At 53.1% G+C, this 26976-nt stretch carries 20 protein-coding genes, 7 tRNA genes, 1 rRNA gene and 1 pseudogene; 25 read left to right on the top strand and 4 right to left on the bottom strand.

Annotated elements, in window-relative coordinates; translation table 11 throughout:
- A partial coding sequence (locus B4113_RS04265; RefSeq protein ID WP_201028601.1) for a UPF0236 family transposase-like protein occupies positions 1-317 on the top strand: 317 nt, incomplete at its 5' end.
- 446 nt (positions 318-763) lie between these two features.
- A complete protein-coding gene (locus B4113_RS04270; RefSeq protein WP_033843871.1) occupies positions 764-2434 on the top strand; it encodes a DUF6044 family protein in 1671 nt (556 codons plus the stop codon).
- 185 nt (positions 2435-2619) lie between these two features.
- On the opposite strand, the gene B4113_RS04275 is transcribed toward B4113_RS04270, so the two are convergent.
- Positions 2620-3252, bottom strand: coding sequence for a DUF2238 domain-containing protein (locus B4113_RS04275; RefSeq protein WP_061912254.1), 633 nt, complete (start codon positions 3250-3252; stop codon positions 2620-2622).
- A gap of 516 nt (positions 3253-3768) precedes the next feature.
- Here B4113_RS04275 and B4113_RS20320 point away from each other — a divergent pair.
- The 15 genes from B4113_RS20320 to B4113_RS04345 all read left to right on the top strand — a co-directional run bounded on the left by B4113_RS20320 (position 3769) and on the right by B4113_RS04345 (position 13292).
- Positions 3769-3858, top strand: a complete 90-nt coding sequence (locus B4113_RS20320) for a putative holin-like toxin (protein ID WP_223812045.1) — start codon at positions 3769-3771, stop codon at positions 3856-3858.
- A 339-nt stretch (positions 3859-4197) separates the two neighbouring features.
- Positions 4198-4314 (top strand): 5S ribosomal RNA (rrf, locus tag B4113_RS04280).
- Positions 4315-4322: 8 nt separating this feature from the next.
- Positions 4323-4397: transfer RNA gene (locus tag B4113_RS04285), tRNA-Val, on the top strand.
- A gap of 4 nt (positions 4398-4401) precedes the next feature.
- Positions 4402-4473, top strand: a tRNA-Ala gene (locus B4113_RS04290).
- 7 nt (positions 4474-4480) lie between these two features.
- Positions 4481-4563 (top strand) — tRNA-Leu (locus tag B4113_RS04295).
- Positions 4564-4580: 17 nt separating this feature from the next.
- Positions 4581-4673 (top strand) — tRNA-Ser (locus B4113_RS04300).
- Positions 4674-4835: 162 nt separating this feature from the next.
- Positions 4836-4908 (top strand) — tRNA-Thr (locus tag B4113_RS04305).
- A 10-nt stretch (positions 4909-4918) separates the two neighbouring features.
- A tRNA-Tyr gene (locus tag B4113_RS04310) sits at positions 4919-5000 on the top strand.
- 18 nt (positions 5001-5018) lie between these two features.
- Positions 5019-5092, top strand: a tRNA-Ile gene (locus tag B4113_RS04315).
- Between the two features lie 378 nt (positions 5093-5470).
- Positions 5471-5770 (top strand): phasin family protein, encoded by a 300-nt coding sequence (locus tag B4113_RS04320; protein ID WP_031409465.1) that lies wholly within the window; start codon positions 5471-5473, stop codon positions 5768-5770.
- Positions 5771-5821: 51 nt separating this feature from the next.
- Entirely contained in the window at positions 5822-7498 is a 1677-nt protein-coding gene (locus tag B4113_RS04325; protein WP_061912255.1) for an AarF/ABC1/UbiB kinase family protein, read from the top strand.
- A 437-nt stretch (positions 7499-7935) separates the two neighbouring features.
- Complete coding sequence (locus B4113_RS04330) at positions 7936-8355, top strand: CoA-binding protein (protein WP_033019880.1); 420 nt, start codon at positions 7936-7938, stop codon at positions 8353-8355.
- A 160-nt stretch (positions 8356-8515) separates the two neighbouring features.
- Positions 8516-10453, top strand: a complete 1938-nt coding sequence (gene parE, locus B4113_RS04335) for a DNA topoisomerase IV subunit B (RefSeq protein WP_061912256.1) — start codon at positions 8516-8518, stop codon at positions 10451-10453.
- Between the two features lie 56 nt (positions 10454-10509).
- Positions 10510-12945 carry a DNA topoisomerase IV subunit A gene (parC, locus tag B4113_RS04340; RefSeq protein ID WP_061912257.1) on the top strand — a complete coding sequence of 812 codons (2436 nt, stop codon included), beginning with the start codon at positions 10510-10512 and terminating at the stop codon, positions 12943-12945.
- Positions 12946-12947: 2 nt separating this feature from the next.
- Complete coding sequence (locus B4113_RS04345; protein ID WP_061912258.1) at positions 12948-13292, top strand: PilZ domain-containing protein; 345 nt, start codon at positions 12948-12950, stop codon at positions 13290-13292.
- Between the two features lie 523 nt (positions 13293-13815).
- Here B4113_RS04345 and B4113_RS04355 read toward each other — a convergent pair.
- Positions 13816-14541, bottom strand: coding sequence for a MerR family transcriptional regulator (locus B4113_RS04355; RefSeq protein ID WP_061912260.1), 726 nt, complete (start codon positions 14539-14541; stop codon positions 13816-13818).
- A gap of 397 nt (positions 14542-14938) precedes the next feature.
- Between B4113_RS04355 and treP the strand changes: the two genes are divergently transcribed.
- From treP to B4113_RS04390, 7 genes and pseudogenes are all read left to right on the top strand, one after another.
- Entirely contained in the window at positions 14939-16354 is a 1416-nt protein-coding gene (gene treP / locus B4113_RS04360) for a PTS system trehalose-specific EIIBC component (RefSeq protein ID WP_061912261.1), read from the top strand.
- A 111-nt stretch (positions 16355-16465) separates the two neighbouring features.
- On the top strand, positions 16466-18157 hold the full coding sequence (gene treC, locus B4113_RS04365; protein WP_061912262.1) for an alpha,alpha-phosphotrehalase: 1692 nt from the start codon (positions 16466-16468) through the stop codon (positions 18155-18157).
- A gap of 22 nt (positions 18158-18179) precedes the next feature.
- The gene (treR, locus tag B4113_RS04370; RefSeq protein WP_061912263.1) at positions 18180-18893 is read left to right on the top strand and encodes a trehalose operon repressor; all 714 of its coding nucleotides are present in this window, start codon (positions 18180-18182) and stop codon (positions 18891-18893) included.
- A 205-nt stretch (positions 18894-19098) separates the two neighbouring features.
- Positions 19099-20511, top strand: a complete 1413-nt coding sequence (locus tag B4113_RS04375; protein WP_061912264.1) for a Na+/H+ antiporter NhaC family protein — start codon at positions 19099-19101, stop codon at positions 20509-20511.
- 429 nt (positions 20512-20940) lie between these two features.
- A complete protein-coding gene (locus tag B4113_RS04380) occupies positions 20941-21384 on the top strand; it encodes a thioesterase family protein (RefSeq protein WP_033019786.1) in 444 nt (147 codons plus the stop codon).
- A gap of 108 nt (positions 21385-21492) precedes the next feature.
- Entirely contained in the window at positions 21493-22992 is a 1500-nt protein-coding gene (locus B4113_RS04385) for an aminotransferase class V-fold PLP-dependent enzyme (RefSeq protein ID WP_061912265.1), read from the top strand.
- 121 nt (positions 22993-23113) lie between these two features.
- Positions 23114-23533, top strand: a pseudogene (locus B4113_RS04390) (acyl-CoA dehydrogenase family protein); the annotation flags it as partial.
- Between the two features lie 104 nt (positions 23534-23637).
- Here the strand turns inward: B4113_RS04390 and speE are convergent.
- Positions 23638-24513: a polyamine aminopropyltransferase gene (gene speE, locus B4113_RS04395; protein ID WP_061912266.1), complete on the bottom strand. Its 876-nt coding sequence runs from the start codon at positions 24511-24513 to the stop codon at positions 23638-23640.
- Between the two features lie 301 nt (positions 24514-24814).
- Positions 24815-25261, bottom strand: a complete 447-nt coding sequence (gene nsrR, locus B4113_RS04400) for a nitric oxide-sensing transcriptional repressor NsrR (RefSeq protein ID WP_033019782.1) — start codon at positions 25259-25261, stop codon at positions 24815-24817.
- Between the two features lie 172 nt (positions 25262-25433).
- Here nsrR and hmpA point away from each other — a divergent pair, with 172 nt between their 5' ends.
- On the top strand, positions 25434-26669 hold the full coding sequence (gene hmpA, locus B4113_RS04405; protein WP_061912267.1) for an NO-inducible flavohemoprotein: 1236 nt from the start codon (positions 25434-25436) through the stop codon (positions 26667-26669).
- The last annotated feature ends 307 nt before the right edge of the window (positions 26670-26976 follow it).

Raw genomic sequence — 26976 nt, forward strand, 5'->3', positions numbered from 1 at the left:
CCGAGAGTGTGATGAGCCGGTTCGCGTACCGGGTGAAATCCCGCCGCAGCTGGAAGGACCAAGGACTTTGGGCGTTTCTGAAGGCGATGGTGGCCCAAATCGACGGAATAGGGTGGAGAACGGGGCAGTTGGAGGAGGAAGAGCCCCAGAGGGCAGCCTCGACCCCGACGAAGCTGGAGCGGATCAAACAGGCCAAACGGAAGGCAGGGCGGTTGTTGGCGGAGGTGATGCGCCAGAACATCCCGTGTCTTCAGCGGTCATCGGGGACGCCGATCTACCAAGCATTGTCGGCGCTTCGGGACGGTGGATGGATGTAAAAAAATGGATAGAAAAACCCATCTCTAGATGAGGGATGAGAGTCCGAAAGCGCTTACGATATCAATTCCTAAAAATGGTCTACCAACCGGTGATTGACAACGCCCATAGTAGACCGAAAAAATGTTCTCCACAAAGTCTTGACTGACTCTGTAAAATCGACCATTTTGAAATGAACTAATTCCCGATTTCACCTACTCCCACACCTTGACAGGGTGGAGGTCGCTGGTTCGAGCCCAGTCGGAATCATCGAAGTAGTTGTATCAAGGGTTCGCTCAACATTTGCAACATTAAAAAATGTTGTGGTCGTAGCGAAACTTGCTACAATACGGGTAAACCACTTCACAGAAAAGATCCATGGGCAACGTTTTGCCCTCCACCTAGGAATGAAAATCTCGCGCCAGTTCGGCATTTTCACGGAAATTGTAGAGATAGGAGCGTGATGCTGATGGCCGCACAAAGCGAACGGCGATGGATCCTTTTCGCGCTTGGCGTCATCGCCCTTTATGTGTCCCCGCTGTTTATCCTTGGCGAGAATGCGCACATTCGCGTCCACGATAATTTGGATTCCAACATCGCCTGGTATAAAGTGCTCGCCGAAAGCGGGCAAATCACCGGGCCGCTTGATGCGAACATTCCGCAAATCGCTAACGGCGAATTGTCGAGAAACGCCCTTGGCTCGGAGTTGACCGGCATCGTCTGGCTGCACGCTCTGTTTCCCACGATGACCGCCTATGCGCTCAGCCAGACGATCACAAGAGTGGTGGCGTTTTTGGGCATGTATTTGTTGTTGAAAACACATTTCCTGCCTGAGCGGCGGTGGATGGCTGTTCGCATCGGTGTGGCGCTCGCCTTTGCGCTGACGCTGTTTTGGCCGTCAGGGATGTTAAGCACGTTAGGCATGCCGCTTGCGCTTTGGGCGTTTTTGAACATCCGGAAGGGAGAGCGGTCGTGGAAAAATGTCGCCGTGCTGACGCTTCTTCCGTTCTATTCGAGTTTTGTGCTCGGTTTCTTTTTCTTTCTTGTCGCCATGGGCGTGCTTTGGCTTTTGGATGTGCTGCGCGGAAAGGGATGGAACATCCGTTTTTTCCTTTCCATCGCGTATATGACGCTGCTTTATTTGCTAGTTGAGTACCGGCTTGTGTACTCGTTTTTATGGGAAGACGAGCCGACAAGCCGGGATGAGTACTTTCACGCGCGCCTGACGTTTTGGCATTGTGTCCGTTTAACGTGGAAAAACTTTCTTCTCGGCCATCATCATGTCATGACCGAGCATACGTTGTTTATTTTACCGGCCTGGTTCATCGCATTGTTCCTCGTTTTCGCTAACCAACGATGGAAAGAGGAACGAGTGTTTCTTTTCTTGTTTGGGCTGAATTTCGCGCTGTCGGCTTGGTACGCCTTTTGGTTTTATAAAGGGTGGCTGCCGCTGACCGAGCGGTTTCATTTTTTAGATACGTTTAACTTCGCCCGCTTCCATTTTTTGCGTCCGCTCATCATATATGTGCAGTTTGCGCTGGCGTTGAAAATCATCTGGCAATCGAGCGAAAAGGGGAAAACGTGGGCGAAACGGTTGCTGGCAGCGCAAATCATCCTCGTGTTTTTGCTTAACGAGGAACTCGTCTCCCGTTATGAACCGACGGTGAAACAATTTTATGCGGAAGAACAGTTTCAACAAATCAAACAATACATCGGGCTTCCCGTATCCGAGTACCGCGTCGTCAGCATCGGCCTTCATCCGGCCATCGCCCAATACAACGGGTTTTACACGCTTGATACGTACAACAACTTTTACCCATTGTCCTACAAATACGAGTTCCGCCAAATCATTGAACGTGAACTGGCGAAAAGCAAAACGATCCGCACGTATTTTGACGAATGGGGCGGGCGCTGCTACGTCTTTACGGCGGAACTTGGAAAACGGTACATGTTCACGAAACATGCGAAACAGCGGCTGAAGAATTTGCAGCTGAATACGGAACAGTTAAAAAACATGGGCGGCCGCTATATTTTTTCCGCCGTTCCGATCGACAACGCCGCTGAGAACGGGCTGGGGCTTGAGCGCGTATTCACCTCCGATGAATCGGCATGGACGATTTATTTGTATAAAGTGCAATAAAAAACAGCGGCTTCCTCATTGGCAGAGGAAGCCGCTAGATGATGAGCCTAGAAGGCCGGTAAAAAAACCGCTGTCACACACGATTCGGCGGCATTTTCATTCAGAAAAGAAAGCTGATTATTCTAGGTTTATCCAATTGAGAAACAGATGGAATCAGCAGTATTTTGCACGAAATCACCAGCCTTCTAGCTGTGGGACTGATCCAACCGCACAAGCTGCCGGTCGTGCCACTTTGCGAGCAACCATAGAGCCACCAGCGTCCCGCTCAATGTACATAGCATATCCCATTGCGTGTCCCAAATGTCGCCTTGCGTGCCCAAAAAGTCTTTTGATGCCTTTCCCCCTTTGGAGATCATGGACACGAGCCATTCGATGATTTCATACAGGGCAGCGATGGCGAGCGACATGCTTGTGACGATCGTGAAAAGCCAAGCGCCGCGCGGCAGCAGGGTTTTCCGCAGCACGATCTCCCTTAGGACGATGGCGAACGTCCCCTTGAGGAAATGACCAAACCGATCGTAATGGTTGCGTTCGAAATGGAACGCCTCTTTGATCCAGTTGAAAAAGGGAACTTTGGAGTAAATGTAATGGCCGCCGATCAACATGAGGATCGCCAGCATGGCGATGATGACATATGACATCGTTGTCAGCGGAAAACGCCGGTATAGAGCGATCACCATCGCAAGCCCAATCAGCGCTGGGGCGACTTCAAGCGCCCAGACTGCATAGCTAGCCGGGCGAATGGCCGACCAGACAAACACGGCGGCGACAATCAGCAATAACCATCGATGCACGCGAGTCTGCCTTGCCTGCTCCACTTGTTTTCCTCCTTGGAACAGCGAGATTTGTCTATGGTCATTATTCGGAAAAACGCGGATTTTATACAAATCATTTTTCGAGAGTGGGTGATTGAAGGGAGAACGCCGCTTCATGGCACTATTTCTCAAATAGAAAACCCTTGCAGAAAGTTTAGAACGCGACAACGCGACGGGAAGGCGAGGGTGCGGACTATTTCTTAAATAGAAAACCCTTGCAGCATCCGTTCTGCTTTCCACACGTTCGCTCATCGATCAAGGGAAACAGTTGGTTTTCACCGACCTTTTCGAGCGCCTGATGAAAACAGCGGAGTTTTCAAACGGTGATCAGAACTAGAAAGAAGGCGGAGAAGAGGCCAGCGAGGTAAGACAGGAGGTTCAGGTAGGGAAACATTCCTAATTTGCATTGAAGATACGAATGTATATTCGTATTTTCCGGATTTGATGGTATAATGAAACATGCATAGCCAGATGCAGGGTGGGCAGTGGCCACTCCCTGAATGAAAGGGGGTGGTGCTGATGGTGACGATTGCCGATGCGCTGACGCTTATGATTGCGTTTGCGTCGCTCGTCGTTGCGGTGATCGCCGTCGCAAAAGACAAAAAGTAACCCACCCTGCTAGGCCGAGGCGAGGGTAGGTTACGATGCCCGAAGCTTGGGCCACTGCGCTTCTTGCAGCGGCTGTGCATGCAGGGCATTGGTGGCCGCCAGTGCCCTGCTTTATTGTACGTTTCCGTTTCTTTTATTATACGCGCACAACGAAGGTGATGACAAGAACTTTCCAAAACGAGACGGCGCATATCGAAAAGAGGAAAAATGGTGTTGACTCTTTCGGTTTTTTATAGTAAATTTCATATTGTCGTTCCGATGCTCAAAGCATGAAAGAAAAAAGAGCAAAAAAACTTGACAAATATTTTGATTGGTTTATAATAAATATCGTCGCCATTGCCTAGTGGTGATAGCGGAGGGGAAACACCCGTTCCCATCCCGAACACGGAAGTTAAGCCCTCCAGCGCCGATGGTAGTTGGGGCCAGCGCCCCTGCAAGAGTAGGTCGCTGCTAGGCAATGCTGTGGAGTATTAGCTCAGCGGGAGAGCACCACGTTGACAGCGTGGGGGTCACTGGTTCGATCCCAGTATACTCCACCATCATGGGGCGTTAGTTCAGGGGGAGAACGCTTCGCTGGCAGCGAAGAGGTCAGGGGTTCAAATCCCCTACGCTCCATTTCCATGCGGTCGTGGCGGAATGGCAGACGCGCTAGGTTGAGGGCCTAGTGGGGGCGACCCCGTGGAGGTTCAAGTCCTCTCGACCGCATCGCTCCAAACAGTTACGGAGGAGTACCCAAGTCTGGCTGAAGGGGTCGGTTTCGAAAACCGATAGGGGTGTCACAGCCCGCGGGGGTTCGAATCCCTCCTCCTCCGCCATATAAAGTCGCATATTGTGCCGACTTCGCTCAATTGGTAGAGACGAGCATCGGCTTCATCGAATTAACTGCGAGTTGCCTCGACGCATTCGTCTTCCTTGAATAAGCGAGTAGAGGAAGAGGCACAAGCTTAACAACGAGTCAGCTTCTTGATCTATATTGTGCCGACTTAGCTCAATTGGTAGAGCAACTGAATCGTAATCAGTAGGTTGCGGGTTCAAGTCCTGCAGTCGGCATCGTCATTATGGAGGGGTAGCGAAGTGGCTAAACGCGGCGGACTGTAAATCCGCTCCCTTTGGGTTCGGCGGTTCGAATCCGTCCCCCTCCATTTTTATTCCCCATAAACGGGCCTATAGCTCAGCTGGTCAGAGCGCACGCCTGATAAGCGTGAGGTCGGTGGTTCAAGTCCACTTAGGCCCATCCGATATGAAAGACGGCAAGGGCGATCCTTGCCGTCTTTTTTCGTGAAAATCCCGCGTCCGTGAGTAGAGATTTTCATGCCTGGTTGGACGGGAAAGCGTTGCCCATGAATCTTTCTGTGAAAATGCGCCGCCTTGCATCGTCATGTTCATGCTAGGAGAGCTAGGCTTGCTCATGAACGGTTGCGGTGAGTCATGCGCGGCAGCGGGGGGTTCATGGCTTGAGGGAGAGGAATATCTCTCTGCGGCTGTTTTCTGTAAGCGATTTGACCGTCTGTTGGCGGGAGAAATAGGGAAAACCTCCCCGCTTTAGTCGCTCGCTCGACATGACCCGCCAAATAATGGTACTATAAAGGAAAGAGGAAAGGAGGAAAACGGCATGAGCATTTTGAAAAAAGGTTTGGCGTTCGGGCTTGGGCTTGCGATCGCTAGCAAAGAACAAGCGGAAAAGATCATTGATGAGCTGGTCAAAAAAGGGGAGTTGTCGCTTGACGAATCGAAGGAAGTGATCGATCAATGGAAACAGCAGACGGAGGCGCGGAAAACGGAAGTGCAGCGGCTTGTGCGCGAGCAAATCAAGCAGGTCATCGATAAACTGGACTTGGCGACAAAAGAAGACGTGCGGCAGCTCGAGGAGCGGATCCGCCGCCTTGAAGAAAAGGAACAAAGCGGGCAGTAAACCGATGCGGCCTGCCCGCTCGTTTTTTGCCGCCTTAGGAGAGATGTTCGGATGATCGGAAAACGAATGCGCCATATCGGAAGGTATCACGAGATCGCCGTCGCCTTGCTTCGGCACGGATTCGGGATGATCGTCGATGAACTCGGCTTTTCTTCGTTTCTTTCGCTGCCGCCGCGATGGAGAGCGGAGCAAGGAAAAAAGGAGGGAAAAACGGTCGCGGAGCGGCTCCGTCTTGTGCTTGAGGAGCTCGGCCCGACGTTTATTAAGCTCGGACAAATCGCCAGTACGCGCCCGGATTTGCTTCCAAGTCCGATCATTCGAGAGCTCGAAAAGCTGCAAGACCAAGTTCCGCCGTTTCCGTTTTCGGAGGTGCGCCGAATTGTGGAAACCGAGTTGGGCGATTCGCTGGAGAAGCTTTTTCGGTCATTTGCGGAAATGCCGCTCGCTGCCGCTTCGCTCGGGCAAGTGCATCGGGCCGTTCTCCCTTCCGGACAAGCCGTTGTGGTGAAAGTGCAGCGCCCACGGATTGCCGCGCAGATGGAGACGGACTTGGACATTTTACAAGATTTGGCCGTGTTGGCGGAACGGCGTCTCGAGTGGGCGGCATCTTACCGGCTGTCTGAGATCGTCGATGAGTTAACGAAATCGCTGCGGCAGGAGCTCGATTATACAGTTGAGGCGCGCCATGCCGAAACGTTTGCCCATCTATTTGCCGATGATCCGTCGCTGTATGTCCCGGGCGTTTTTTGGGAATATACAACGAAAAGGGTATTGACGATGGAATACATCGACGGCGTGAAGCTCGGGGAAATCGAGCGGCTGAAAGAGAGCGGCTATTCGTTACAAGCGCTGGCCGAGCGCTTGGCTGCTTCCATGCTGAAGCAAATGTTCGAACATGGGTTTTTTCATGGCGATCCCCATCCCGGGAATGTGTTTGTGCTTCCCGGCGGCGTGCTAGCTTTTATTGATTTCGGCTTAATGGGGCGCCTCCGCCCCAATGTCAAGCATCACCTTTCCACGCTTGTCATCGCCTTGATGCGGCAAAACACAGATGGGGTGTTGAACGCGATTTATGGGCTGGGGCTTGTTCCGGATGAGGTGGATGAAGGAACATTGCGCGATGATATCGATGAGCTGCGGGAAAAATATTATCGCGTGCCGCTTAGTGACATCAGTCTCGGGGAAGCCGTTGAGGATTTGCTTACCGTGGCGTTTCGCCACGGCATTTGCATTCCAAGCGACTTGACGCTGTTAGGGAAAGCGCTGTTGACGGTCGAAGGGGTTGTGGAGATGCTCGATCCGCAGTTTCGCATCATCGATGTGGCCGAACCGTTTGGGAGAAAGTTGCTGAAAGAGCGGCTTCGACCTGATCGCGTAGTGGAAACGGCATGGAAACGGATTTTCGACTACGGCAAATGGCTGCTTCGCTTGCCGGACAGCGTAAAGGGATGGACGAAAATGATGCGGCACGGCAAGCTGCGGCTGGAGATCACGGCGCCTGATTTGGAAACGCTGCTGCGAAAGCTCGATCAGATGGCGAACCGGCTGTCGTTCAGCATCGTTCTTCTTTCGCTGAGCATCGTCCTTGCCGGGCTGATGATCGCTTCCTCGCTCGGGCGGCCGTCGACGCTGCTATGGAACATTCCTGCTGTTGAAATCGGATTGGGGGCGGCCGCTTTTCTATTTGGTTGGCTGCTTTATTCCATTTTTCGGTCGGGGAGATTTTAGCGTTTGTTGCCGGCTGCGTTCTTCCTTTTGCGCCGAGAAGGCCGGCGCTCCTACACGTGAAAAGGACGTTCATAAGAGAGCGGGAACCCCCGCTTCTTTCGATGTAGGATGAAAGCGAGCGCAACGATCGAACCCGATGGGACGGGGGCGTTGTCCGAACCGGAAATGGATGAGGGTGCGAACGCACCAACAATCCCCCGCTTTTTGGCGTGTGGAATGTCAAGCGGCTTTGGAAAACGAAAGCGGAAGACATCGTGGAGCCGGCTTTTCTGTCGATGTTTGGGCGGCACTGGCAGTGTTCATGGCTCTGCATGCCACTGGGAGGGAGCACCCAACGGCGATTTTTCGCTTCATTGATTAGAAGTTAGAAGGATTTTTCGTTACCCATCGCGAAACTAGTACAGCAAGAAGGAGAATCAAGGAAGGAGAGAACCCGGATGTCCATTGTCAACCCGAGCCGGGAGGAAATCGGCGCGATTTTGCGCAAGGCGAAACGGATCGCCGTGGTCGGTTTGTCCAACAATCCGGAGCGCGAGTCGTATATGGTGGCGAAAGCGATGAAAGACGCTGGCTACGAAATCATTCCGGTCAACCCGATGATCGACGAGTGGGAAGGCATTCCGGCGGTCGATCGATTGACCGATATTGACGGCCATGTCGACATTGTCGATGTGTTCCGCCGCTCTGAGCATTTGCCCGAGCTGGCTCGCGAGTTTGTGCAAATCGACGCGGACGTGTTTTGGGCGCAGCTTGGCGTCGTCAACGAAGAGGCGTATCGGTTTTTGAAAGAAAAAGGCTACACGGTCATTATGGACCGTTGCATTAAAGTGGAACACGCGCTCACCAGACGTGCTTGATCGATGAAACGGCCATCTTGTTCAAGATGGTCCTTTCGTTTTTTTCGTGCGTTTGTCTGATTTTGTCGGACCGCGTCAAAAGACGATGGACAGCCGGGCATTTTATGGTACAATAAAACAGAAACAGATGTTCTTGTTTTGGGTAGGAAGGGGTGGCGTTGTGGCAAAACAATCGGTGTATGAATATAACGAAGAGGCCATTCAAGTGTTGGAAGGACTTGAGGCGGTCAGGAAGCGGCCGGGGATGTACATCGGCAGCACGGACAGCCGCGGCTTGCATCATCTAGTGTATGAAATTGTTGACAATTCGGTCGATGAAGCGCTGGCCGGATACGGAAACTACATTTTCGTGCAAATACATAAAGACAACAGCATCACGGTTTTGGACGAAGGGCGCGGCATGCCCGTCGGAATGCACAAGCTTGGCAAGCCGACGCCGGAAGTGATTTTGACGGTGCTTCACGCCGGCGGCAAGTTCGGCCAAGGGGGGTATAAGACGAGCGGCGGTTTGCACGGAGTTGGGGCGTCGGTCGTCAACGCCTTGTCCGAATGGCTGGTCGTTACGATCCACCGCGATGGTTTCATCTACCAGCAGCGGTTTGAAAACGGCGGCAAGCCGGTGACGACGCTTGAAAAAATCGGGACAACAAACAAAACCGGGACGATCATCCAGTTCAAGCCGGACCCAACGATTTTCAGCACGACGGTGTTTGATTACGAAACGTTGAGCGAACGGCTGCGCGAATCAGCGTTTTTGTTAAAAGGGCTGAAAATCGAGCTCGTCGACGAACGAACCGGCATGCGCGAAGTGTTTCATTACGAAAACGGGATTGAAGCGTTTGTTGCGTACTTGAATGAGGAAAAAGATGTGCTCCATCCTGTCGTCTATTTTGCCGGCGAACAAAACGGCATCGAGGTGGAGTTTGCGTTCCAGTTTCATGATGGCTATTCGGAACAAGTGCTGTCGTTTGTCAACAACGTGCGCACGAAAGACGGCGGCACGCACGAGGCGGGGGCGAAAACAGCGATGACCCGCGTCTTTAATGAATACGCCCGCCGTGTCGGTTTGCTTAAGGAAAAAGATAAAAATTTGGAAGGAACCGATATTCGTGAAGGATTGTCAGCGATTGTTTCCGTGCGCATTCCCGAGCAGTTGCTGCAGTTTGAGGGGCAAACGAAAGGCAAGCTCGGGACGAGCGAAGCGCGTTCCGCCGTCGATGCGGTCGTCTCCGAGCAGCTGACATACTTCCTGCAAGAAAACCCGGACATCAGCGCGATGCTCGTGAAAAAAGCGATCCGGGCGTATCAGGCGCGCGAGGCGGCCCGCAAAGCGCGCGAGGAAGCGAGAAGCGGCAAAAAGCGGAAAGGGAAAGAGGCGGTGTTAAGCGGCAAGCTGACACCGGCGCAAGGGCGCAATCCGCTGAAAAATGAGCTGTACTTAGTCGAAGGGGATTCGGCGGGCGGCTCGGCGAAGCAAGGGCGCGACCGCCGCTTTCAGGCAGTGCTTCCGCTGCGCGGGAAAGTCATCAACACAGAAAAAGCGAAATTGGGCGACATTTTGAAAAACGAGGAAATCAATACGATCATCCACGCCATTGGCGGCGGCGTTGGGGCCGATTTTTCGCTAGAAGACGTCAACTACGACAAAGTGATCATTATGACCGATGCCGACACGGACGGCGCTCATATCCAAGTGCTGCTGCTCACGTTTTTTTACCGCTACATGCGTCCGCTCATTGAAGCGGGGAAAGTGTACATCGCCTTGCCGCCGCTTTACAAAATCAGCAAGAAAAGCGGCAAAAAAGAAACGGTCGAGTACGCCTGGACCGATGAGCAGCTGCGCGAGATCACGAAAAAAATGGGCCGCGGCTACACGATTCAGCGCTACAAAGGGCTTGGCGAAATGAACGCCGATCAATTGTGGGAAACGACGATGAATCCCGAGACGCGCACGTTGATCCGCGTCCGCATTGAAGACGCCGCCCGCGCCGAACGGCGGGTGACGACGCTCATGGGCGACAAAGTGGAGCCGCGCCGCAAATGGATCGAAACGCACGTCGCCTTCGGGCTTGAGGAAGAGCCGGGCTGGATCGGCTGATGGCGGCGTAAAGCCGCCTTTTTGACGCTGAGGTTCGTTCGGAAAGGAGAATGATGATGGCAGAACGATTGTTGGAATTGCCGTTAGAAGATGTGCTGGGCGACCGTTTCGGACGCTACAGCAAATACATTATCCAAGACCGGGCGCTGCCCGATGTGCGCGATGGGCTGAAACCGGTGCAGCGCCGCATTTTGTATGCGATGTACATCGATGGCAACACGGCGGACAAGCCGTTTCGCAAGGCGGCGAAAACGGTCGGAAACGTGATCGGCAACTTTCATCCGCACGGCGATTCATCGGTGTATGAAGCGATGGTGCGGATGAGCCAAGAGTGGAAGCTGCGCAACGTGCTTATTGAAATGCACGGCAACAACGGCAGCATCGACGGCGACCCGCCGGCGGCGATGCGCTACACGGAAGCGCGCCTGTCAGCGATGGCCGCCGAGCTGCTTTGCGATATCGACAAGGAGACGGTCCCGTTCGTTCCGAACTTTGATGATACCGTAAAGGAGCCGACCGTCCTGCCGGCGATGTTTCCCAACTTGCTCGTCAATGGCTCGACCGGGATTTCGGCGGGCTACGCGACCGACATTCCGCCGCATGCGCTCGGCGAGGTGATTGACGCTGTTCTAATGCGGATCGACCGTCCCGATTGCACGGTGGATGAGCTGATGACCGTGCTTCCCGGCCCCGATTTTCCGACCGGCGGCATCATCCAAGGGAAAGACGGGATTCGCAAAGCATATGAGACCGGGCGCGGAAAAATCATCATCCGCGCGAAAGCCGCCATCGAACAGGCGAGAGGGGGAAAACAACAGATCGTCATCACCGAGCTCCCGTATGAGGTCAACAAAGCCTATTTGGTGAAAAAAATCGACGAGCTCCGCCTCGACAAAAAGCTGGACGGCATCGCCGACGTCCGCGATGAGACGGATCGGAACGGGCTGTCGATCGTCATCGAATTGAAAAAAGACGCCGATGCCGAAGCGATTCTCAACTATTTGTACAAAAACACCGACTTGCAGGTGCCATACAATTTTAACATGGTGGCGATCCACGAGCGGCGGCCGAAGCTGATGAGCTTGCCCGAACTATTGGATGCCTACATCGCGCACCGGAAAGAGGTCGTCACAAACCGCTCCCATTTTGAGCTGAAAAAGGCGAACGAGCGCAAGCACATCGTTGACGGTTTGATTCGGGCGCTTTCCATTTTGGATGAGGTGATCGCAACGATTCGCGCTGCAAGCGACAAGCGCGATGCCAAAGACCGGCTGATGGCTCATTACGGATTCACTGAAGCGCAAGCCGAAGCGATCGTGACGCTCCAGCTGTACCGGTTGACGAACACCGACATTACGGCGCTTCGTCAAGAAGCGGAAGAACTGGAGCGAGCGATTGCGGAACTTACAGCGATTCTCGCCGATGAAAAGAAGCTGCTTAGCGTCATCAAAAAAGAGCTGAAGGCGATGAAAAAGCGATACGCCGATGAGCGGCGAACGGTCATTGAAGAGGAAATCGAGGAGCTGAAGGTGAACGTCGAAGCGCTCATTCCGGCCGAAGACGTGATCGTCACGGTGACGAAAGAAGGATATGTGAAGCGGACGAGTTATCGTTCCTACAGCGCCTCCAACGGCCAGGATATCGGCATGAAGGAAACGGATCGGCTGCTTGGCCAACTGGAGATGAATACGACCGATGTGCTCTTGCTTTTCACCCGCCGCGGTTACTACTTATATTGCCCGGTGCACACGCTTCCGGACATTCGTTGGAAAGACGTCGGCCAGCATATTTCCCATCTCATTCCGCTTGAGCGCGATGACGAGCTGGTGGCGGCGGTGCCGGTATCTTCATTTGAAACGGCTGATCAGCTCGTGTTCGTGACCAAGCAAGGATTGGTGAAACGGACTGAGCTTGCTCAATATCAAGTGCAGCGCTACCATCGCCCACTTGTCGCGGTCAACGTAAAAGAGGAGGACGAGGTCGTCGCCGTCTATCGGACGGATGGGCGCGGCCGTCTTTGGCTGGCGACGCACGGGGGGTATGCGCTTTTGTTTCCGGAAGAGGAGATCAGCTTCGTCGGTGTGCGGGCTGCGGGAGTGAAAGGCATTCAGTTGAAAGACGGGGATGTTGTCGCCGCCGCCTGCCCGTTTCCTCCTGATGGCAGCGGGTGCTTTGTTGTCGTCACGCAGCGTGGGGCGGTCAAAAAGATGGCGCTTGCTGAGTTTGAGCCGTCATCGCGCGCCAAGCGTGGGATCAGCGTGATTCGTGAAGTGAAATCCAATCCGCATCGTGTCGTTGGCGCCGTTGTCGCTCGCGACGAGGAGCGAATCGGGCTGCGGACGGAAAAAGGGGTCGTCGAGATGGTGGAGGTCGCTTCGCTTCGCTTGTCCGACCGCTATGGCACCGGCTCATTTGTCATTGACATCGATGAGGCCGGGGCGGTCGTCGATGTGTGGAAAGAACCGCCGGCAAGGATCAGCGAAGGGGGATAAAAATGAGGTTTAGACGGCAAGAACCGTTCCGCTACCAGTTTGGCCAGCCGCTGCCGGCAGAATTGACGGCGGCTGATGGCCGATATGAAGTCTTGGTGCATGACATCAGTCCGCACGGCTTGAAGGTGGAAGCAGATCGCCCCCTTCCGTTTTCCGGCGGAGGCTCTTGGGTGGACGTGTCGCTTGTTTTGGGCGGGGCTGCGTTGCGCGTCCGCGGTCAGCTCGTTTGGGAAAAGCCGTTTGCCCGCATTCACTATTACGGCATCCGCCTCGATGTCACCAAACAGGAAGAAGAAGGCTTGATCGAAGCCATCAAACGGCATGTGGCGGAGAGCCGGCGGCGATGATGGCGGAATGCTAGGAGGCCGGTGATTTCGTGCAAAATACTACTGCTTCCACCCATTTCTCAATTAGAGAAACCTCGTAGAAACAGCCTTCTTTTCATGAAAATGGGATGATTGGGGTGTGACAGCGGTTTTTCACCAGCCTCCTAGATAAGTTGAAATTTTGTTTTACATCCAGCTCATCACTAGCCACGTTATATCATATCAGCTTGTATTTAGATGAACCGAAATGAACAATCGGAAATTGTTTATTGCAACTTATATAGTAAAAAGAGGGTATCCCAAAAGGATCGGGATCCCTCTTTTGTTGTTCTATATACATGCTGACTGCTTCTCCCGCATGATCGGTTGTGCCGATCTTGAAGGCAGACAACCTTTTCGGCCAGCCCCGCTTTTTCATCTCTCCTATCGTCAATGAACGTTTCTTGTGCATCGTGCTGCTTTGGCCATCCTTTATGGCCCGCCGCTCCGTTTGTCGTTTTTGTTGGCGGAAACTCTTGTGCGTCACCGGAGCGAAACCGTTCTTTCACCAAAATTTCCACCATTTGTGGGCACGGGTGGCGGCGCTGCTGGCCGCTGTTTGGCGGAAGGACAAAACGAGTTCGCGGAACGCTTTCTCCCGCTCCAAAATGCGCTGCTCCAACCGTTTGCGCTCCTCCTCTTGTCTCGCTTTCTCTTCACGGCAGATCGCGACAACGGTTTCCAAATGTTCATGGAGCTGTTCGGTTTTTTGCTGCCACGCGTCTTCATAATCACGGAGCGAGCAGCGCACGGTTTCGGCGGCCGCGGCCGTTTGATCGGCGAGTGAGTCCAGCCGATCTTTCACCTCGCCCATCGCTTGCTCAATGGTGCGATTCGTTTCCTGTTTCAAAGCGCGGACGAGATCGTCTTTGAGCCGGGCCGCCAGCTGTTCAGCTATGTATGGCATCCCTTGATGCAACAGGCGCGGGGGATCAATGATTTCCCCTTCCATCACCGTTGTGTCCGTCGGAGCGGTTCGTTCGCCAGCCGGTTCGGCTTGTTGGGCGTCCAGCTGGTTAATCATGTCCGCTACTTCGGCCGGTCGGCGGCCGTCTTCCAGCCACGCGCGGATATGGCGAAACCGTTCGATCAGCTCGTCATTATACAGACGCGCTCCTCCCGGGGCGCGCGGGATGGTGATCGATCCGGCGAACTGTTTTTCCCACTGTTTTAAATCGCGGGCGGTGACTCCAATTTTTTTGGCTGCTTCGCGCAAGGTATACGTTTTCATGGCGTTGTCTTCATCCTTTCTCGCTTCGGTAGTGATTCACTATGTTTTTTCCCGTTTGGCTGTAGATTTTCCTGCTGTTTGACAAAAGATAACAAAAGAAGTGGAAATGGGAAAAGAACCCCCATCGGTTGTCGAAAAAGAAACATTCATATCGAAACGTGTTGACAAACTTGTATATACAAGATAAACTATGTTCATGATGTATATACAAGTTTTTTGAAACCGATTGCTGAAAGCGATTTAGAAGGCAGGGAAGCGGTAAACTCGCTTGTTTTCCGCTAGGAGGCCGGTGATTTCGCGCAAAATACCGCAACCATCGATGGGCGTCTGGCGGCCGCTTTGCCGCTCATGTTTTCGCGCAATCGGAAGACGAGAAAGAAAAAAGGAGGCATTCATCATGGGGGCATACCAACAAGCAGCCGCGCAAATTGTCGAAGCCGTCGGCGGCAAGGACAACATCGTCGCCGCTACGCATTGTGTAACAAGGCTTCGGTTTGCGCTCAAAGAGGAAGGAAACGTCGATAAAGAAGCGCTCGAGCGCATCGATGTCGTCAAAGGGGCGTTTTCGGCCAACGGCCAGTTTCAAGTCGTCATCGGCCAAGGGCTTGTCGATAAAGTGTATGACGATTTGGTTGAACTGACTGGCATCGGTCGGGCAACGAAGCAGGAAATCAAAGACGCGGCGGAAGCGAAGCTCAATCCGCTGCAGCGAGCCATTAAGACGCTCGCGGACATTTTCATCCCGATTTTGCCAGCGATCGTCACCGCCGGTTTGTTGATGGGGATTAACAACGTGTTGACAGGCCCAGGCATTTTTTACGAAGGGAAATCGTTTGTCGAGGTGCACAAAGAATGGGCCGATTTGGCGAACATGATCAACTTGATCGCCAATACGGCGTTTGTCTTCCTGCCTGGGTTGATCGGCTGGTCAGCGGTGACGAAATTTGGCGGCAGCCCGCTCTTGGGGATTGTCCTTGGTTTGATGCTCGTCCACCCCGATTTGCTCAATGCTTGGGGCTGGGGAGCGGCGAAAGAAAAAGGAGAGATTCCAGTTTGGAACTTGTTCGGCTTTGAAGTGCAAAAGGTCGGCTACCAAGGGCAAGTGCTGCCAGTGTTGGTCGCTTCCTACGTGCTGGCAAAGCTGGAGCTGTTTTTGCGCAAGCGCATTCCGGATGCGTTTCAGCTGTTGCTTGTCGCGCCGCTTGCGTTGCTCATTACCGGCTTTTTGGCGTTCATCGCCATCGGACCCATCACGTTTGCGATCGGCAACGCCATTACCCACTTGTTTGTCACGATTTTTGACACGGTTCCGGCGCTTGGAGGATTGTTGTATGGAGCGCTGTATGCGCCGCTCGTCGTCACCGGGATGCACCATACGTTCTTGCCGGTTGACTTGCAGCTGATCGCCAATACGGGCGGCACGTTCCTTTGGCCGATTTTGGTCATGTCAAACATCGCCCAAGGCTCGGCGGCGTTGGCGATGATGTTTGTGGCGAAAGAGGAAAAGCTGCGCGGCTTGTCGTTCACGTCAGCGGTCTCGGCCTATCTTGGCATCACGGAGCCGGCAATGTTCGGGGTCAATTTGCGCTTTCGCTTCCCGTTTATCGCGGCGATGACCGGAGCGGCGATCGCCGGCATGTTCATCACGCTCAATCAAGTCATCGCTCCATCGATCGGCGTTGGCGGCCTGCCGGGCTTCTTGTCGATCGTGCCGCAAAAGTGGACGCCGTTCTTTATCGGCATGGCGATCGCGATTGCGGTTCCGTTTGTGCTGACGTTTGTTTTCGGCAAAGTGCGCAAAATCGCACGCTAACCGCTCGCCTTCATCGAGGCAAAGGATGCATTCGCTGGCATACCATTGGCCGCTAACGCCAATGGTATGCTTTTCATTCATTGTTGAAGTCAACGAACGAGGTGAAGAGACGTGTCAACAACACCGTGGTGGAAAAAGGCGGTCGTTTATCAAATTTATCCGAAGAGCTTCCGCGACACGAATGGAGACGGCATCGGCGATTTGCCGGGCGTGATCGAAAAGCTCGATTACTTGAAAGAACTGGGCATCGATGTCATTTGGCTGACGCCGATCTACGCGTCGCCGCAGCGCGACAACGGTTATGATATCAGCGATTATTTCCGCATTCATCCCGCATACGGAACGATGGACGATTTTGATCGTCTGCTCCACGAAGTGCACGCGCGCGGCATGAAGTTGGTAATGGACATGGTCGTCAACCATACGTCGACCGACCATGAATGGTTTCAGCAGGCGCGCGCTTCAAAAACGAACCCATACCGTTCGTTTTACATTTGGCGCGACCCGAAACCGGACGGCGGACCGCCAACCAACTGGCAGTCGAAATTTGGCGGCTCGGCGTGGGAATACGACGAACAAACCGGCCAATATTACTTGCATTTGTTCGATGTGACGCAAGCCGATTTGAACTGGGAAAACGAAGAGCTGCGCCGCCGCCTTTATGACATGATGCATTTTTGGCTGAAAAAAGGGGTCGATGGCTTTCGGTTGGATGTCATCAACTTGCTGTCCAAAGATCAGCGCTTCCCGGATGACGACGGTTCGGTGCCGCCGGGGGACGGGCGCCGCTTTTATACGGACGGGCCGCGCATTCATGAATTTTTGCAGGAAATGAATCGCGAGGTGTTTTCCAAATACGACATCATGACCGTCGGGGAAATGTCGTCAACGACGATCAATCATTGCATTCGTTACACGAACCCGGAAAACCATGAGCTCAATATGACGTTTAATTTCCATCACTTGAAAGTCGATTACCCGAACGGGGAAAAGTGGACGGTCGCTCCGTTCGATTTTCTCGCGTTAAAACGCATTTTGTCCGAATGGCAAGTCCGGATGCACGAAGGCGGGGGATGGAATGCGCTCTTTTGGTGCAACCATGACCAACCGCGCATCGTGTCGCGCTATGGCGATGACAGGACGTATTGGAAAGAATCAGCGAAAATGCTGGCGACGACGATTCATCTCATGCAAGGAACGCCATACATTTACCAAGGCGAAGAAATCGGCATGACCGATCCGAAATTCACGGATATTCGTGACTATCGCGACGTAGAGTCGCTCAACATGTACCGAATTTTGCGAGCGCAAGGCAAAAGCGAGCAAGAAGTGATCGACATTTTGCAGCGAAAATCGCGCGACAATTCACGTACGCCGATGCAATGGGACGACAGCCCGCACGCCGGGTTTACATCCGGCACGCCGTGGATTCGCGTCGCCGACAACTACCGGCGCATTAACGTGAAACAAGCGCTTGCCGATCGTGACTCAATTTTTTACCACTATAAACGGCTGATTGAGCTGCGCAAACAGTATGACATCATTACGACCGGCCGCTATGAGCTGCTGCTTGCGGATGATCCGCATCTTTTCGCCTATATGCGTCATGGCGATCGGGAAAAGCTGCTTGTTGTCAACAATTTTTATCCTGTTGAAACGACGTTTGTGCTGCCGGAGGAGGCAGGCGCGAATGACTGTACGGCGGAATTGTTGCTCGCGAACTATTCGGACGCACCGACCGATTTCCGCCGCATGCGGCTGCGCCCATATGAATCGGTTGTTTATCTTTTGCGCCGGCCGTGATACAATACAAGCGGTGATTCTTATGCATGAAAACAAATATTTAACCATTTACCATGACCTCATTTCCCGCATCCGCCGCGGGGAATGGAAGGCGTACGACAAGCTGCCGTCAGAACACGAGCTCGCTGCGCGCTTCGAGACGTCGCGTGAGACGATTCGCAAAGCGCTCCAGTTGTTGTCCGAGCACGGCTATATCCAAAAGATGAAAGGGAAAGGCTCGATCGTGCTCGATGTCGGCAAATATGACTTTCCCGTATCCGGATTGGTCAGCTTTAAAGAACTGGCGCAGACGATGAAGCAGCCGGTGCGAACGATCGTCCATGAACTGGCTGTCATCAAGCCGGATGGCGAACTCAAACAGCAGCTGCGCGCCTCAAGCAAAGACGAAGTGTGGAAAGTCGTGCGCGTCCGCGAAATCGGCGGGGAGCGGATCATATTGGATAAGGACTTTTTCTTAAAAAAGCACGTGCCGCTGTTGACGGAGGAGATTTGTGAAGACTCGATTTATGAATACTTGGAAACAACGCTGCATTTACCGATCAGCTTCGCGAAAAAAGAAATGTCGGTCGATGCGGCGACGGAGGAAGACCGCCGCTATTTGGATCTCAACGGCGACGATCGCGTCGTCGTCGTCAAAAACTATGTCTATTTAAGCGACGCCACCTTGTTTCAATATACGGAATCGCGGCATCGGCTCGACAAGTTCCGGTTTGTCGATTTCGCGCGCCGGAAATGACAGCGCCCGGCCGTGCGTTCCCTAACCTAGGATGGCGGCCGCATGCTGCCACGCTGCGTCTTATGACGCGGCTTTTTTCTTTTTCATTTCCTCAACCGCTTAATACTAAAATAAAACTATGTTCTAAATAATCATTGATAATCATAAATAAATCACGTTATGGCTATCCTTGTTAACAACGGCATCGGAAAGGGGGGACACCGACATGGAAGGGACATGGTGGTCGCTGTTGCCGTTTCTTCTTATCATTCCACTCGCTGTCTGGCTGAAAGAACTGCTGCCCGGCTTGGTGGTTGGTTTGCTCGTCGGGGCGTTTTGCCTTGAAGGGTCGGTAATCGGGGCCATAGAGCGCGCGGTTTCCGCTATTGTGCACGCCCTTGTCGATGATGAACATGTAAAAGTCGCGCTCTTTTTGTATTTGTTTGGCTCTCTGATCGGCATGATACAAATTACCGGCGGGATCAAAGGACTTGTCGAACGGCTTTCCGGGCGCATTCGCACAAAGCGAGGGCTGCTTTTTTTCGTATGGCTGACCGTGCCGGTAACGTTTTTTATGCCGATGTTTCGCATTATGTTGCTAGGGTCGGTGATGAAGGCGGTGCTCCGCCAATTTCGCGTTGACCGCCGCCGCATGGCGTATATGATCGATGTCTCGACCGAACCGATCATCGTGTTGCTGCCGGCCGCTACCGCGTTTGTCGGTTTTATGACTTCCGTTGTCGACGGAGCGCTCGTGCAAAACGGAATTCGCCAATCTGCGTACGATCTGTTTTTACGCAGCCTTCCTTACAACTTGTTTGCCATCATTGCCCTAGCCATCGGCCTGTTGACGACGGTGCTCAACATCCGGATCGGTCGGCCGCCCGGCAAAAAAGGAGAAGGAACCATAAATGAGCTGCACGGCCTTGGGCTGCGCAAAGAGCTGTCGCTCATTGCCGGTGAACCGTTGCATCTGTTTGTTCCATTGGCGCTCTTGATCGTGCTTACGTTTGCCTTTTTTGCTTATGACGGCTGGCGCCGAGGAGCGGACAGCTGGCTGGCGGCTTTTTCCCAAGCCGACGCGACATGGGCGATGCTTTTGGCGCTGTTTGTGACCCTTTTTGTTTCCATCCTGTTTTATGTATGGCGAGGGCAGTCACTCCCTGAACTGATTTATCATTTTTTTGCCGGTGGCAACGAGCTGATGGCGCCGATTGGCATGCTCGTGCTTGTATGGGCGGTCTCGGGGGTGGCCGGCGAGCTGGGGTTTGCCGCTTACGTATCGTCTACCTTCGCGACTTGGCTGCCCGGTCCGTTTGTGCCGGCCTCAGTCTTCTTAGCGGGCTCTTTTTTGTCGTATTTTATCGGTTCCTCATGGGGGACGTGGGGGATGTTGATGCCGCTCGGCGTGGCGCTGGCCCATGCGACCGGGGCGCCGCTCGATGTCACCATTGGCGCGGTGTTTGCCAGCGGAACGTTCGGCGCGTTTGCGTCGCCGCTTGGCGATACGACGATCACGACAGCGGCGATGATGGATATGGATTTGCTGAGCTACGCCAAGTACAAACTGCGCATTTCCCTCATCTGCGCCGGCCTGTCCTTGCTCGGGTACGCCCTTTTGCCGCTTTGGATCGGTTAGCCGGGCGGTTTGCCCGCCCGGCCATGCGGTATCGCTTTGATTCATCATCCAAAAGGGTGGTGAAACACGGCTGCCACGAGCAAATCAGCTACACCCCAGCAAAAAAAGAAGGTTCATTTCGTGCAACTTTTTTAACTAAGAAACAGATGGAATAGCACGATTTTGTACGAAATCACCGCCTCCTAAAAGGCGGGTGAAACTCCGTTGATTCCTTGGATCCATGGAACAATGAGTGAAAAGCAGGATCGATGCAACAAGGTTTTTCTCGTTGAGAAATGACATAGCAAAGCCGTACTCACGATAACCATACTTCTAAAACAGTGTGCTAAATAATCAATTCGAAAAATAAACAAGTTGCATCCAAACGGAAATCAAGCTATGATAAAAACAACATACTGACTAGTTGGTAGAGAAAGGGAGAGGAAAACCATGAAAACTCATACGATCACCGTCAACCCGCGTTTTTGCGAAACGGATGCGCTCGGACATTTAAGCAACATCAGCTATTTTATTTATTTGGAGGAAGCGCGGACCCGCTTGTTCGATGAGCTTAGCTACGGAGGAAGAACAGACGATTGGCATTTCATTTTGGCGTCCGCCAAATGCGATTTTGTCAACCAAGGATTTTTTGGTCGGCGGCTTCGCATCGAAACGAATATTTCCCGCATCGGCCACAAAAGTTTTCAATGCATTCATCGCATCGTAGAAGAAGAAACAGGAAGGCTCATCGCTGTTGGAGAAGCTGCTGTTGTCTACTTCAACTTTCAGAAGCAGACGAGCGAACCGCTTCCGAGCGATCTGAGGGCGCGGCTCGGTGAGTATCTTGCGTCCGCCGAGGAAACGGATCCGCCGGTTCGCTGCGGCCGATCATAATCGAAAATCCGCCAGCAAGGCGGATTTTTTTGCCCATCCCTCATCTTCCGGACCAAACGTGCAAAGAGCCATATACTGATGAGTAGGTTGGAAAAAGGGGGGATGATCATGGGGATTCGTGCGACGATCGGCAGCGCAACCTATACGTGCGGCGGCCAGCTCGAAGCCTATTTTCGTCCGTTTCGTGACGGAACGATCGGCCGCTTTCAGCCATTTTCCACCCCGTTTGGCGAACAGCGGCTCATTTATGCCGATTGGACGGCAAGCGGGCGACTGTACCAGCCGATTGAAGAGAAACTGATCCGCGAATTCGGCCCGTTTGTCGGCAACACGCATACGGAATCGAATGTCACAGGAACAAAAACGACGCTTGCCTATCAATACGCGAAAGAAATCATTAAACAGCATGTCGGTGCGGGAAAAGGGGACGTACTGCTCATGCAAGGAGCCGGCATGACGAGCGCCGTCAACAAACTGCAACGCCTGCTAGGCTGGCGTGTACCGGAACGATGGAAACCGCGCTTGACGCTTGCCGATGACGAACGGCCCGTCGTTTTTGTCACTCACATGGAGCATCATTCCAATTTGTTGCCGTGGGTGGAAACGGTGGCCGAAGTGGTAACCGTTCGGCCGACGGATCGGGGAGACGTCGATCTCGACCATTTGCGTGAGCTGCTTGAACGGTACCGCCATCGACCGCAAAAAATCGGCGCCTTCACCGCTTGCTCGAACGTAACGGGCCTAGAAACGCCATACCATCAATTAGCGAGACTTATGCATGAATATGGCGGGCTTTGTTTCGTCGATTTTGCCGCTTCTGCTCCATACGTCCCGATCCAGATGCATCCAGACGACCCGCTCGAAACGCTTGATGCTATTTATTTTTCACCGCATAAGTTTTTGGGCGGGCCGGGAAGCGCCGGCGTGCTTGTCTTTGATAGCCGGTTGTACAGCCAGCGTGCGCCGGACCATCCAGGCGGTGGAACGGTATATTGGACTGATCCATGGGGGCATTACGAGTATGTGGAAGCGATTGAAGAGCGAGAGGACGGAGGAACGCCGCCGTTTTGGCAAACGATCAAAGCGGCGCTCGCCATTCAGCTGAAAGAACAAATGAATGTGGCGAAGATGCGCGCTCGGGAAAAAGAGCTCGTTTCCCTTCTTCTACCAGCGCTGCAGGACATCCCTGGCGTTCATGTGCTCGAAGGACACCGAAGCGACAGGCTTGGCATTGTTTCGTTTGTGATCGAAGGACTTCACTACAATCTCGTCGTCAAGCTTCTCAACGACCGCTTTGGCATTCAGGCGCGCGGCGGCTGCTCATGCGCCGGGCCGTACGGCCATTATTTGCTTGGCATTGACCAAGAACAGTCAGCCGCCTTGCTTCAGGAGGTCAAAGGCGGAAACATCTTGGCCAAACCTGGCTGGGTGCGCCTATCGCTCCATCCGACGATGACCAATGAGGAAGTGTATACGATCATTCACGCCGTGCGGCAAATCGCTCGTCATGGCCAGCGTTGGCAGGAGGAATACGAATATGACGCGGCGAAAAATGAGTTTGTCCATCGCGGCGATGATCGGTATATCCGACATTTTTTCCTCGTTTGAACGTTGTTTTTGTTCCTTATCCTGGCCGTCTGAAAGCGAAGGCGGTTATTTTTTATGCCGTGGTCAAGAATATCACGGAGCATAAATGGATTTTATGAACGGAGGGCTTGTTCAGATGTCATTAGGCATCGCCATTGCCGCACGCAATGAAGCGCTCCGCTTTGCGCAAACGTACCGGCCGAATACATTATCCCGTCCAATTGCTACAACGCCTGAAGTGCAGCGGAAAATCGCCGACATGGAATGGCAGCTCATCCATGCGCATCATTTTCTCTATGCGGTCGCGGACCTATGGGATCGCTATCCGGAAAAACGGACCGAGATGAAAGAGGAGCTCGCCGCCGTTAAGCTAGTCGCCACGAATACCGCGCTTGAGGTCGTCGATGGAGCTATGCGCATCGTTGGCGGGCAAAGCTTGTTCGCTGACAGTCCGCTCGGGCGTTATTACCGCGATGTCCGCGCCGGGCTGCACAATCCGCCTGCCGATGACTTGACGCTCGCATGGCTGGCCAAACGGGCGCTGTCTGATAACAAACAATAAAAGGGGCTCTTTATCAAGACAAGAAAGAAAGGAACGCATCGCCGAAGACGCGGCAAGAAACAAAAAAGCTGTCCTTCACACATGAGGACAGCTTTCTGATCGGATTACTTCGCCGCAAGCGCCGAACGCAAAAATTCCGGCAAGGCAAAACATTGGCGAAAGACGGCATCATTAACGTATTTCGTGTCGTTTGGAATCGCCGTTTGCGCCGGGAGATCAAGCGGCCGTTTCGAGCCGATCGTAAAGCTCCACAGCCCGCCCGGGTACGTCGGCACGACCGCCGTGTACACGAGCACGTGCGGGAACAGTTCACGAATGTTGCGGTAGGTGCGTGTTAAAATATCCAAATGGAAAATCGGAGATTGGCTTTGGCACACCATAAGCCCGTCCTCTTTTAATGCACGGTGCACATTGGTGTAAAACTCCGGCGAAAACAGCGCTTCAGCCGGGCCGACCGGATCGGAGGAGTCGATCATCACAACGTCGTATACTCCTTCTTTTCCTTGTACAAACGCCACACCGTCGCCGTAAATAAACTGCACCCGCGGGTCGGATAAGTTGCCGGAGACGGCCGGCAAATGTTCTTTGCACGCCCGGACGACCTTTTCGTCGATTTCCACCATGTCGATGGTCTCCAAGCGGGCGTACTTGGCCGCTTCACGGGCCGCTCCACAGTCGCCGCCGCCGATGATGAGCGCCCGTTTGGCGTCCGGGTGGAATTGCAGCGGCACGTGTGTGATCATTTCGTTATAAATATGACCATCGATCGAGGTCGTTTGCACGACGCCGTCAAGAACAAGCATGCGGCCGAAATCATACGAATCCAAAATCATGACATGCTGGTACTCGGACGGCTCGGCAAAGATCACCTCTTTGATGCGGTAGCTGATTTTTAAATTGTCGCGGTCATCTTCGGTGAGCCAGAGCTCCCCGTTGTCCCAATGTAAATAAGGTGGTAAGGCGTTTCCTTGGTGTTTCATTGTTACCTCCTTTAGTCTTGCGGATTTTCTCACACCTTTCTAATCTTAATATATTATGCGAAATGTGGCAAACAAAGGGGACGAGGTGCGACCGCCGATGACTCGTTCGCGTTCAAATACAAGCGCGCGATGACGGCGGCGGACGGGCTCCTAGGCGCAGGCAAGACCGGCCAGCCTAGAGCCGATAACAATCACTTCGTACCGTCTCATCGTTCTGTCTCCCTTCTCTGCGGCGATGCTTGCTTATAGTGTGCCTGTCAACAGACAAAATAACACTCCCCGCCATTCGGATAGAGAGTGTTTATCGTTTGCGCCGCTCCCCAAGCAAAGTGCGGAGCGACATCCGGTTTTCCAACAAATCGGCAAGCGTATACGCATCGAGCACGCGCAAAAACGCCTCGAGCGCCTCGTGAAGAACGAATCGAAGGCGGCAGGCAGGCGTCAAGACGCACTCATTGCCGTGGGCGGCAAAGCACTCGACGAGCGACAAATTGTCTTCCGTCTCGCGGACGACCGCCCCGATGACGATCTCCTCAGGCCTTTTGGCTAGACGGATTCCGCCGTTGCGGCCGCGGATCGTTTCGATGTAGCCAAGCTTGCCGAGCTCATGGACAATTTTGCTTAAATGATGCTCAGACAGCGAAAACGCAGTGGAAATTTCCTTAATGTTCGTTTTTTCTCCTTTCTCAAGCGTCCCTAAAAACAAGAGAACGCGCAACGCGTATTCCGTGTAGTTGGTTAACTGCATCTTCGTTCACAACCTTTTACACAACGTGATCGAATTTTATTGTATCATACCGCCTGCGCACAGGGAATTTTGAACAATTTGTTAAAGATGTATTTGAAATATTGCTTTTTTGGCATCGCCCGTGTTTGAATAAAGATGTATTAAAAATACATGTTTTTAAGGAGAGGAAAGCATGGCTGCGATTACGACTTTGCATCCGAAAACGATCGAAATCGTCCAATCGACTGTGCCGATATTAGAGAAGCACGGCGAACAGATTACGAAACGGTTTTATGAACTCATGTTTTCCAATCATCCGGAGCTGCTGAATGTGTTTAACCATGCCAACCAAAAACAAGGGCGGCAGCAACGCGCTTTGGCGGCGGCGGTATATGCAGCGGCGCGCTATATCGATCGGCTTGACGCCATTTTGCCGGTCGTGCGGCAAATCGGCCATAAACACCGGAGCTTAGGCATCCAGCCGGAACAATATCCGATCGTCGGAAAACATTTGTTGCTCGCAATCAAAGAGGTGCTGGGCGACGCCGCCACGGATGAAGTCATTGCCGCGTGGGCGGAAGCGTACGAAGCCATTGCCGCCGTTTTCATCCAAGTCGAGCAGGAGCTCTACGAGGAAGCAGCGGCCAAACCCGGTGGCTGGCGCGGATTTCGCCGTTTTATCGTCGCCAAAAAAGGGAAAGAAAGCGACGTCATCACATCGTTTTATTTGCGGCCGGAAGACGGGGGTACCATCAGTGATTTCTTGCCGGGCCAATATGTGAGTGTCAAACTGTCGATTCCAGGCGAAACGTACACACACATCCGTCAGTACAGCTTATCGGACGCCCCGGGAAAAGGGTATTACCGCATTAGCGTCAAACGGGAAGGAGCGACAGCTGAAAAACCGGCCGGCATTGTGTCAAACTACTTGCATGACCATATCCAAGAAGGGGACGTGCTTGAAGTAAGCGCCCCAGCCGGCGACTTTACGCTTGATCTCACCAAAGAAACGCCGGTCGTCTTAATCAGCGGCGGCGTTGGCATCACTCCGCTTTTGAGCATGGCGAGCACGTTGGCCATCCGGCAGCCTCACCGCCAAACGACGTTCCTTCAAGCGGCTCTCAATGGCCGCGTGCAAGCGTTCAACCAAGAGTTGCGAGCTTTAGCGGAAAATCCGGCATTTTCATATTACGTTTGTTACGAGTTTCCGTCCGATGAAGACCGGAAACACCCCCATTTCCGCAAAGAAGGGCGGATCGATTTGGAATGGATGCAAACGGTCATTCCATCCAAAGATGCTGACTTTTACTTTTGTGGCCCAGTGCCGTTTATGAAAACCGTCTACCGTGCACTGAAACAATGGGGTGTGCCCGAACAGCATATCCATTACGAATTTTTCGGCCCGGCCGGCGACTTGACGAAAGACTGATCAACCCAGCCACTCTAGATGGCTAGTGAAAAACGGTCGTTTCTCTTGAGCAATGGGGGAACGTTTGAAAAACGCTCCTGACACGACAAGACTTACCTATTCGAGAAACGGGCTTGATAAGGAGCTTGCTCCCTTAAATCACCGGCCTTCTAGGAGGCCGGTGATTTTGTACAAAATACCGCCCCATCTATTTTCTATTAGGAAAAACCCGGTGAAACCCACCTTCTTTCTTTTTTGACGAAACGCCGCTCATTTGCTCGTGGCAACCGCGTTTCACCGGCCTTCCAAGGCAAACTGCCAGAACGAA

The sequence above is a fragment of the Geobacillus sp. B4113_201601 genome (genome assembly GCF_001587475.1).
In the GTDB taxonomy this organism is placed as follows: domain Bacteria; phylum Bacillota; class Bacilli; order Bacillales; family Anoxybacillaceae; genus Geobacillus; species Geobacillus icigianus.

Coding starts and splice junctions, on each gene's coding strand:
- B4113_RS04345 (WP_061912258.1), top strand. CDS start 12,948: ATGAGGTTTAGACGGCAAGAACCGTTCCGCTACCAGTTTGGCCAGCCG.
- B4113_RS04330 (WP_033019880.1), top strand. CDS start 7,936: ATGTCCATTGTCAACCCGAGCCGGGAGGAAATCGGCGCGATTTTGCGC.
- B4113_RS20320 (WP_223812045.1), top strand. CDS start 3,769: ATGGTGACGATTGCCGATGCGCTGACGCTTATGATTGCGTTTGCGTCG.
- B4113_RS04380 (WP_033019786.1), top strand. CDS start 20,941: ATGAAAACTCATACGATCACCGTCAACCCGCGTTTTTGCGAAACGGAT.
- B4113_RS04320 (WP_031409465.1), top strand. CDS start 5,471: ATGAGCATTTTGAAAAAAGGTTTGGCGTTCGGGCTTGGGCTTGCGATC.
- treR (WP_061912263.1), top strand. CDS start 18,180: ATGCATGAAAACAAATATTTAACCATTTACCATGACCTCATTTCCCGC.
- B4113_RS04355 (WP_061912260.1), bottom strand. CDS start 14,541: ATGAAAACGTATACCTTGCGCGAAGCAGCCAAAAAAATTGGAGTCACC.
- treP (WP_061912261.1), top strand. CDS start 14,939: ATGGGGGCATACCAACAAGCAGCCGCGCAAATTGTCGAAGCCGTCGGC.
- speE (WP_061912266.1), bottom strand. CDS start 24,513: ATGAAACACCAAGGAAACGCCTTACCACCTTATTTACATTGGGACAAC.
- parC (WP_061912257.1), top strand. CDS start 10,510: ATGGCAGAACGATTGTTGGAATTGCCGTTAGAAGATGTGCTGGGCGAC.
- hmpA (WP_061912267.1), top strand. CDS start 25,434: ATGGCTGCGATTACGACTTTGCATCCGAAAACGATCGAAATCGTCCAA.
- B4113_RS04270 (WP_033843871.1), top strand. CDS start 764: ATGGCCGCACAAAGCGAACGGCGATGGATCCTTTTCGCGCTTGGCGTC.
- B4113_RS04375 (WP_061912264.1), top strand. CDS start 19,099: ATGGAAGGGACATGGTGGTCGCTGTTGCCGTTTCTTCTTATCATTCCA.
- nsrR (WP_033019782.1), bottom strand. CDS start 25,261: ATGCAGTTAACCAACTACACGGAATACGCGTTGCGCGTTCTCTTGTTT.
- B4113_RS04325 (WP_061912255.1), top strand. CDS start 5,822: ATGATCGGAAAACGAATGCGCCATATCGGAAGGTATCACGAGATCGCC.
- B4113_RS04385 (WP_061912265.1), top strand. CDS start 21,493: ATGGGGATTCGTGCGACGATCGGCAGCGCAACCTATACGTGCGGCGGC.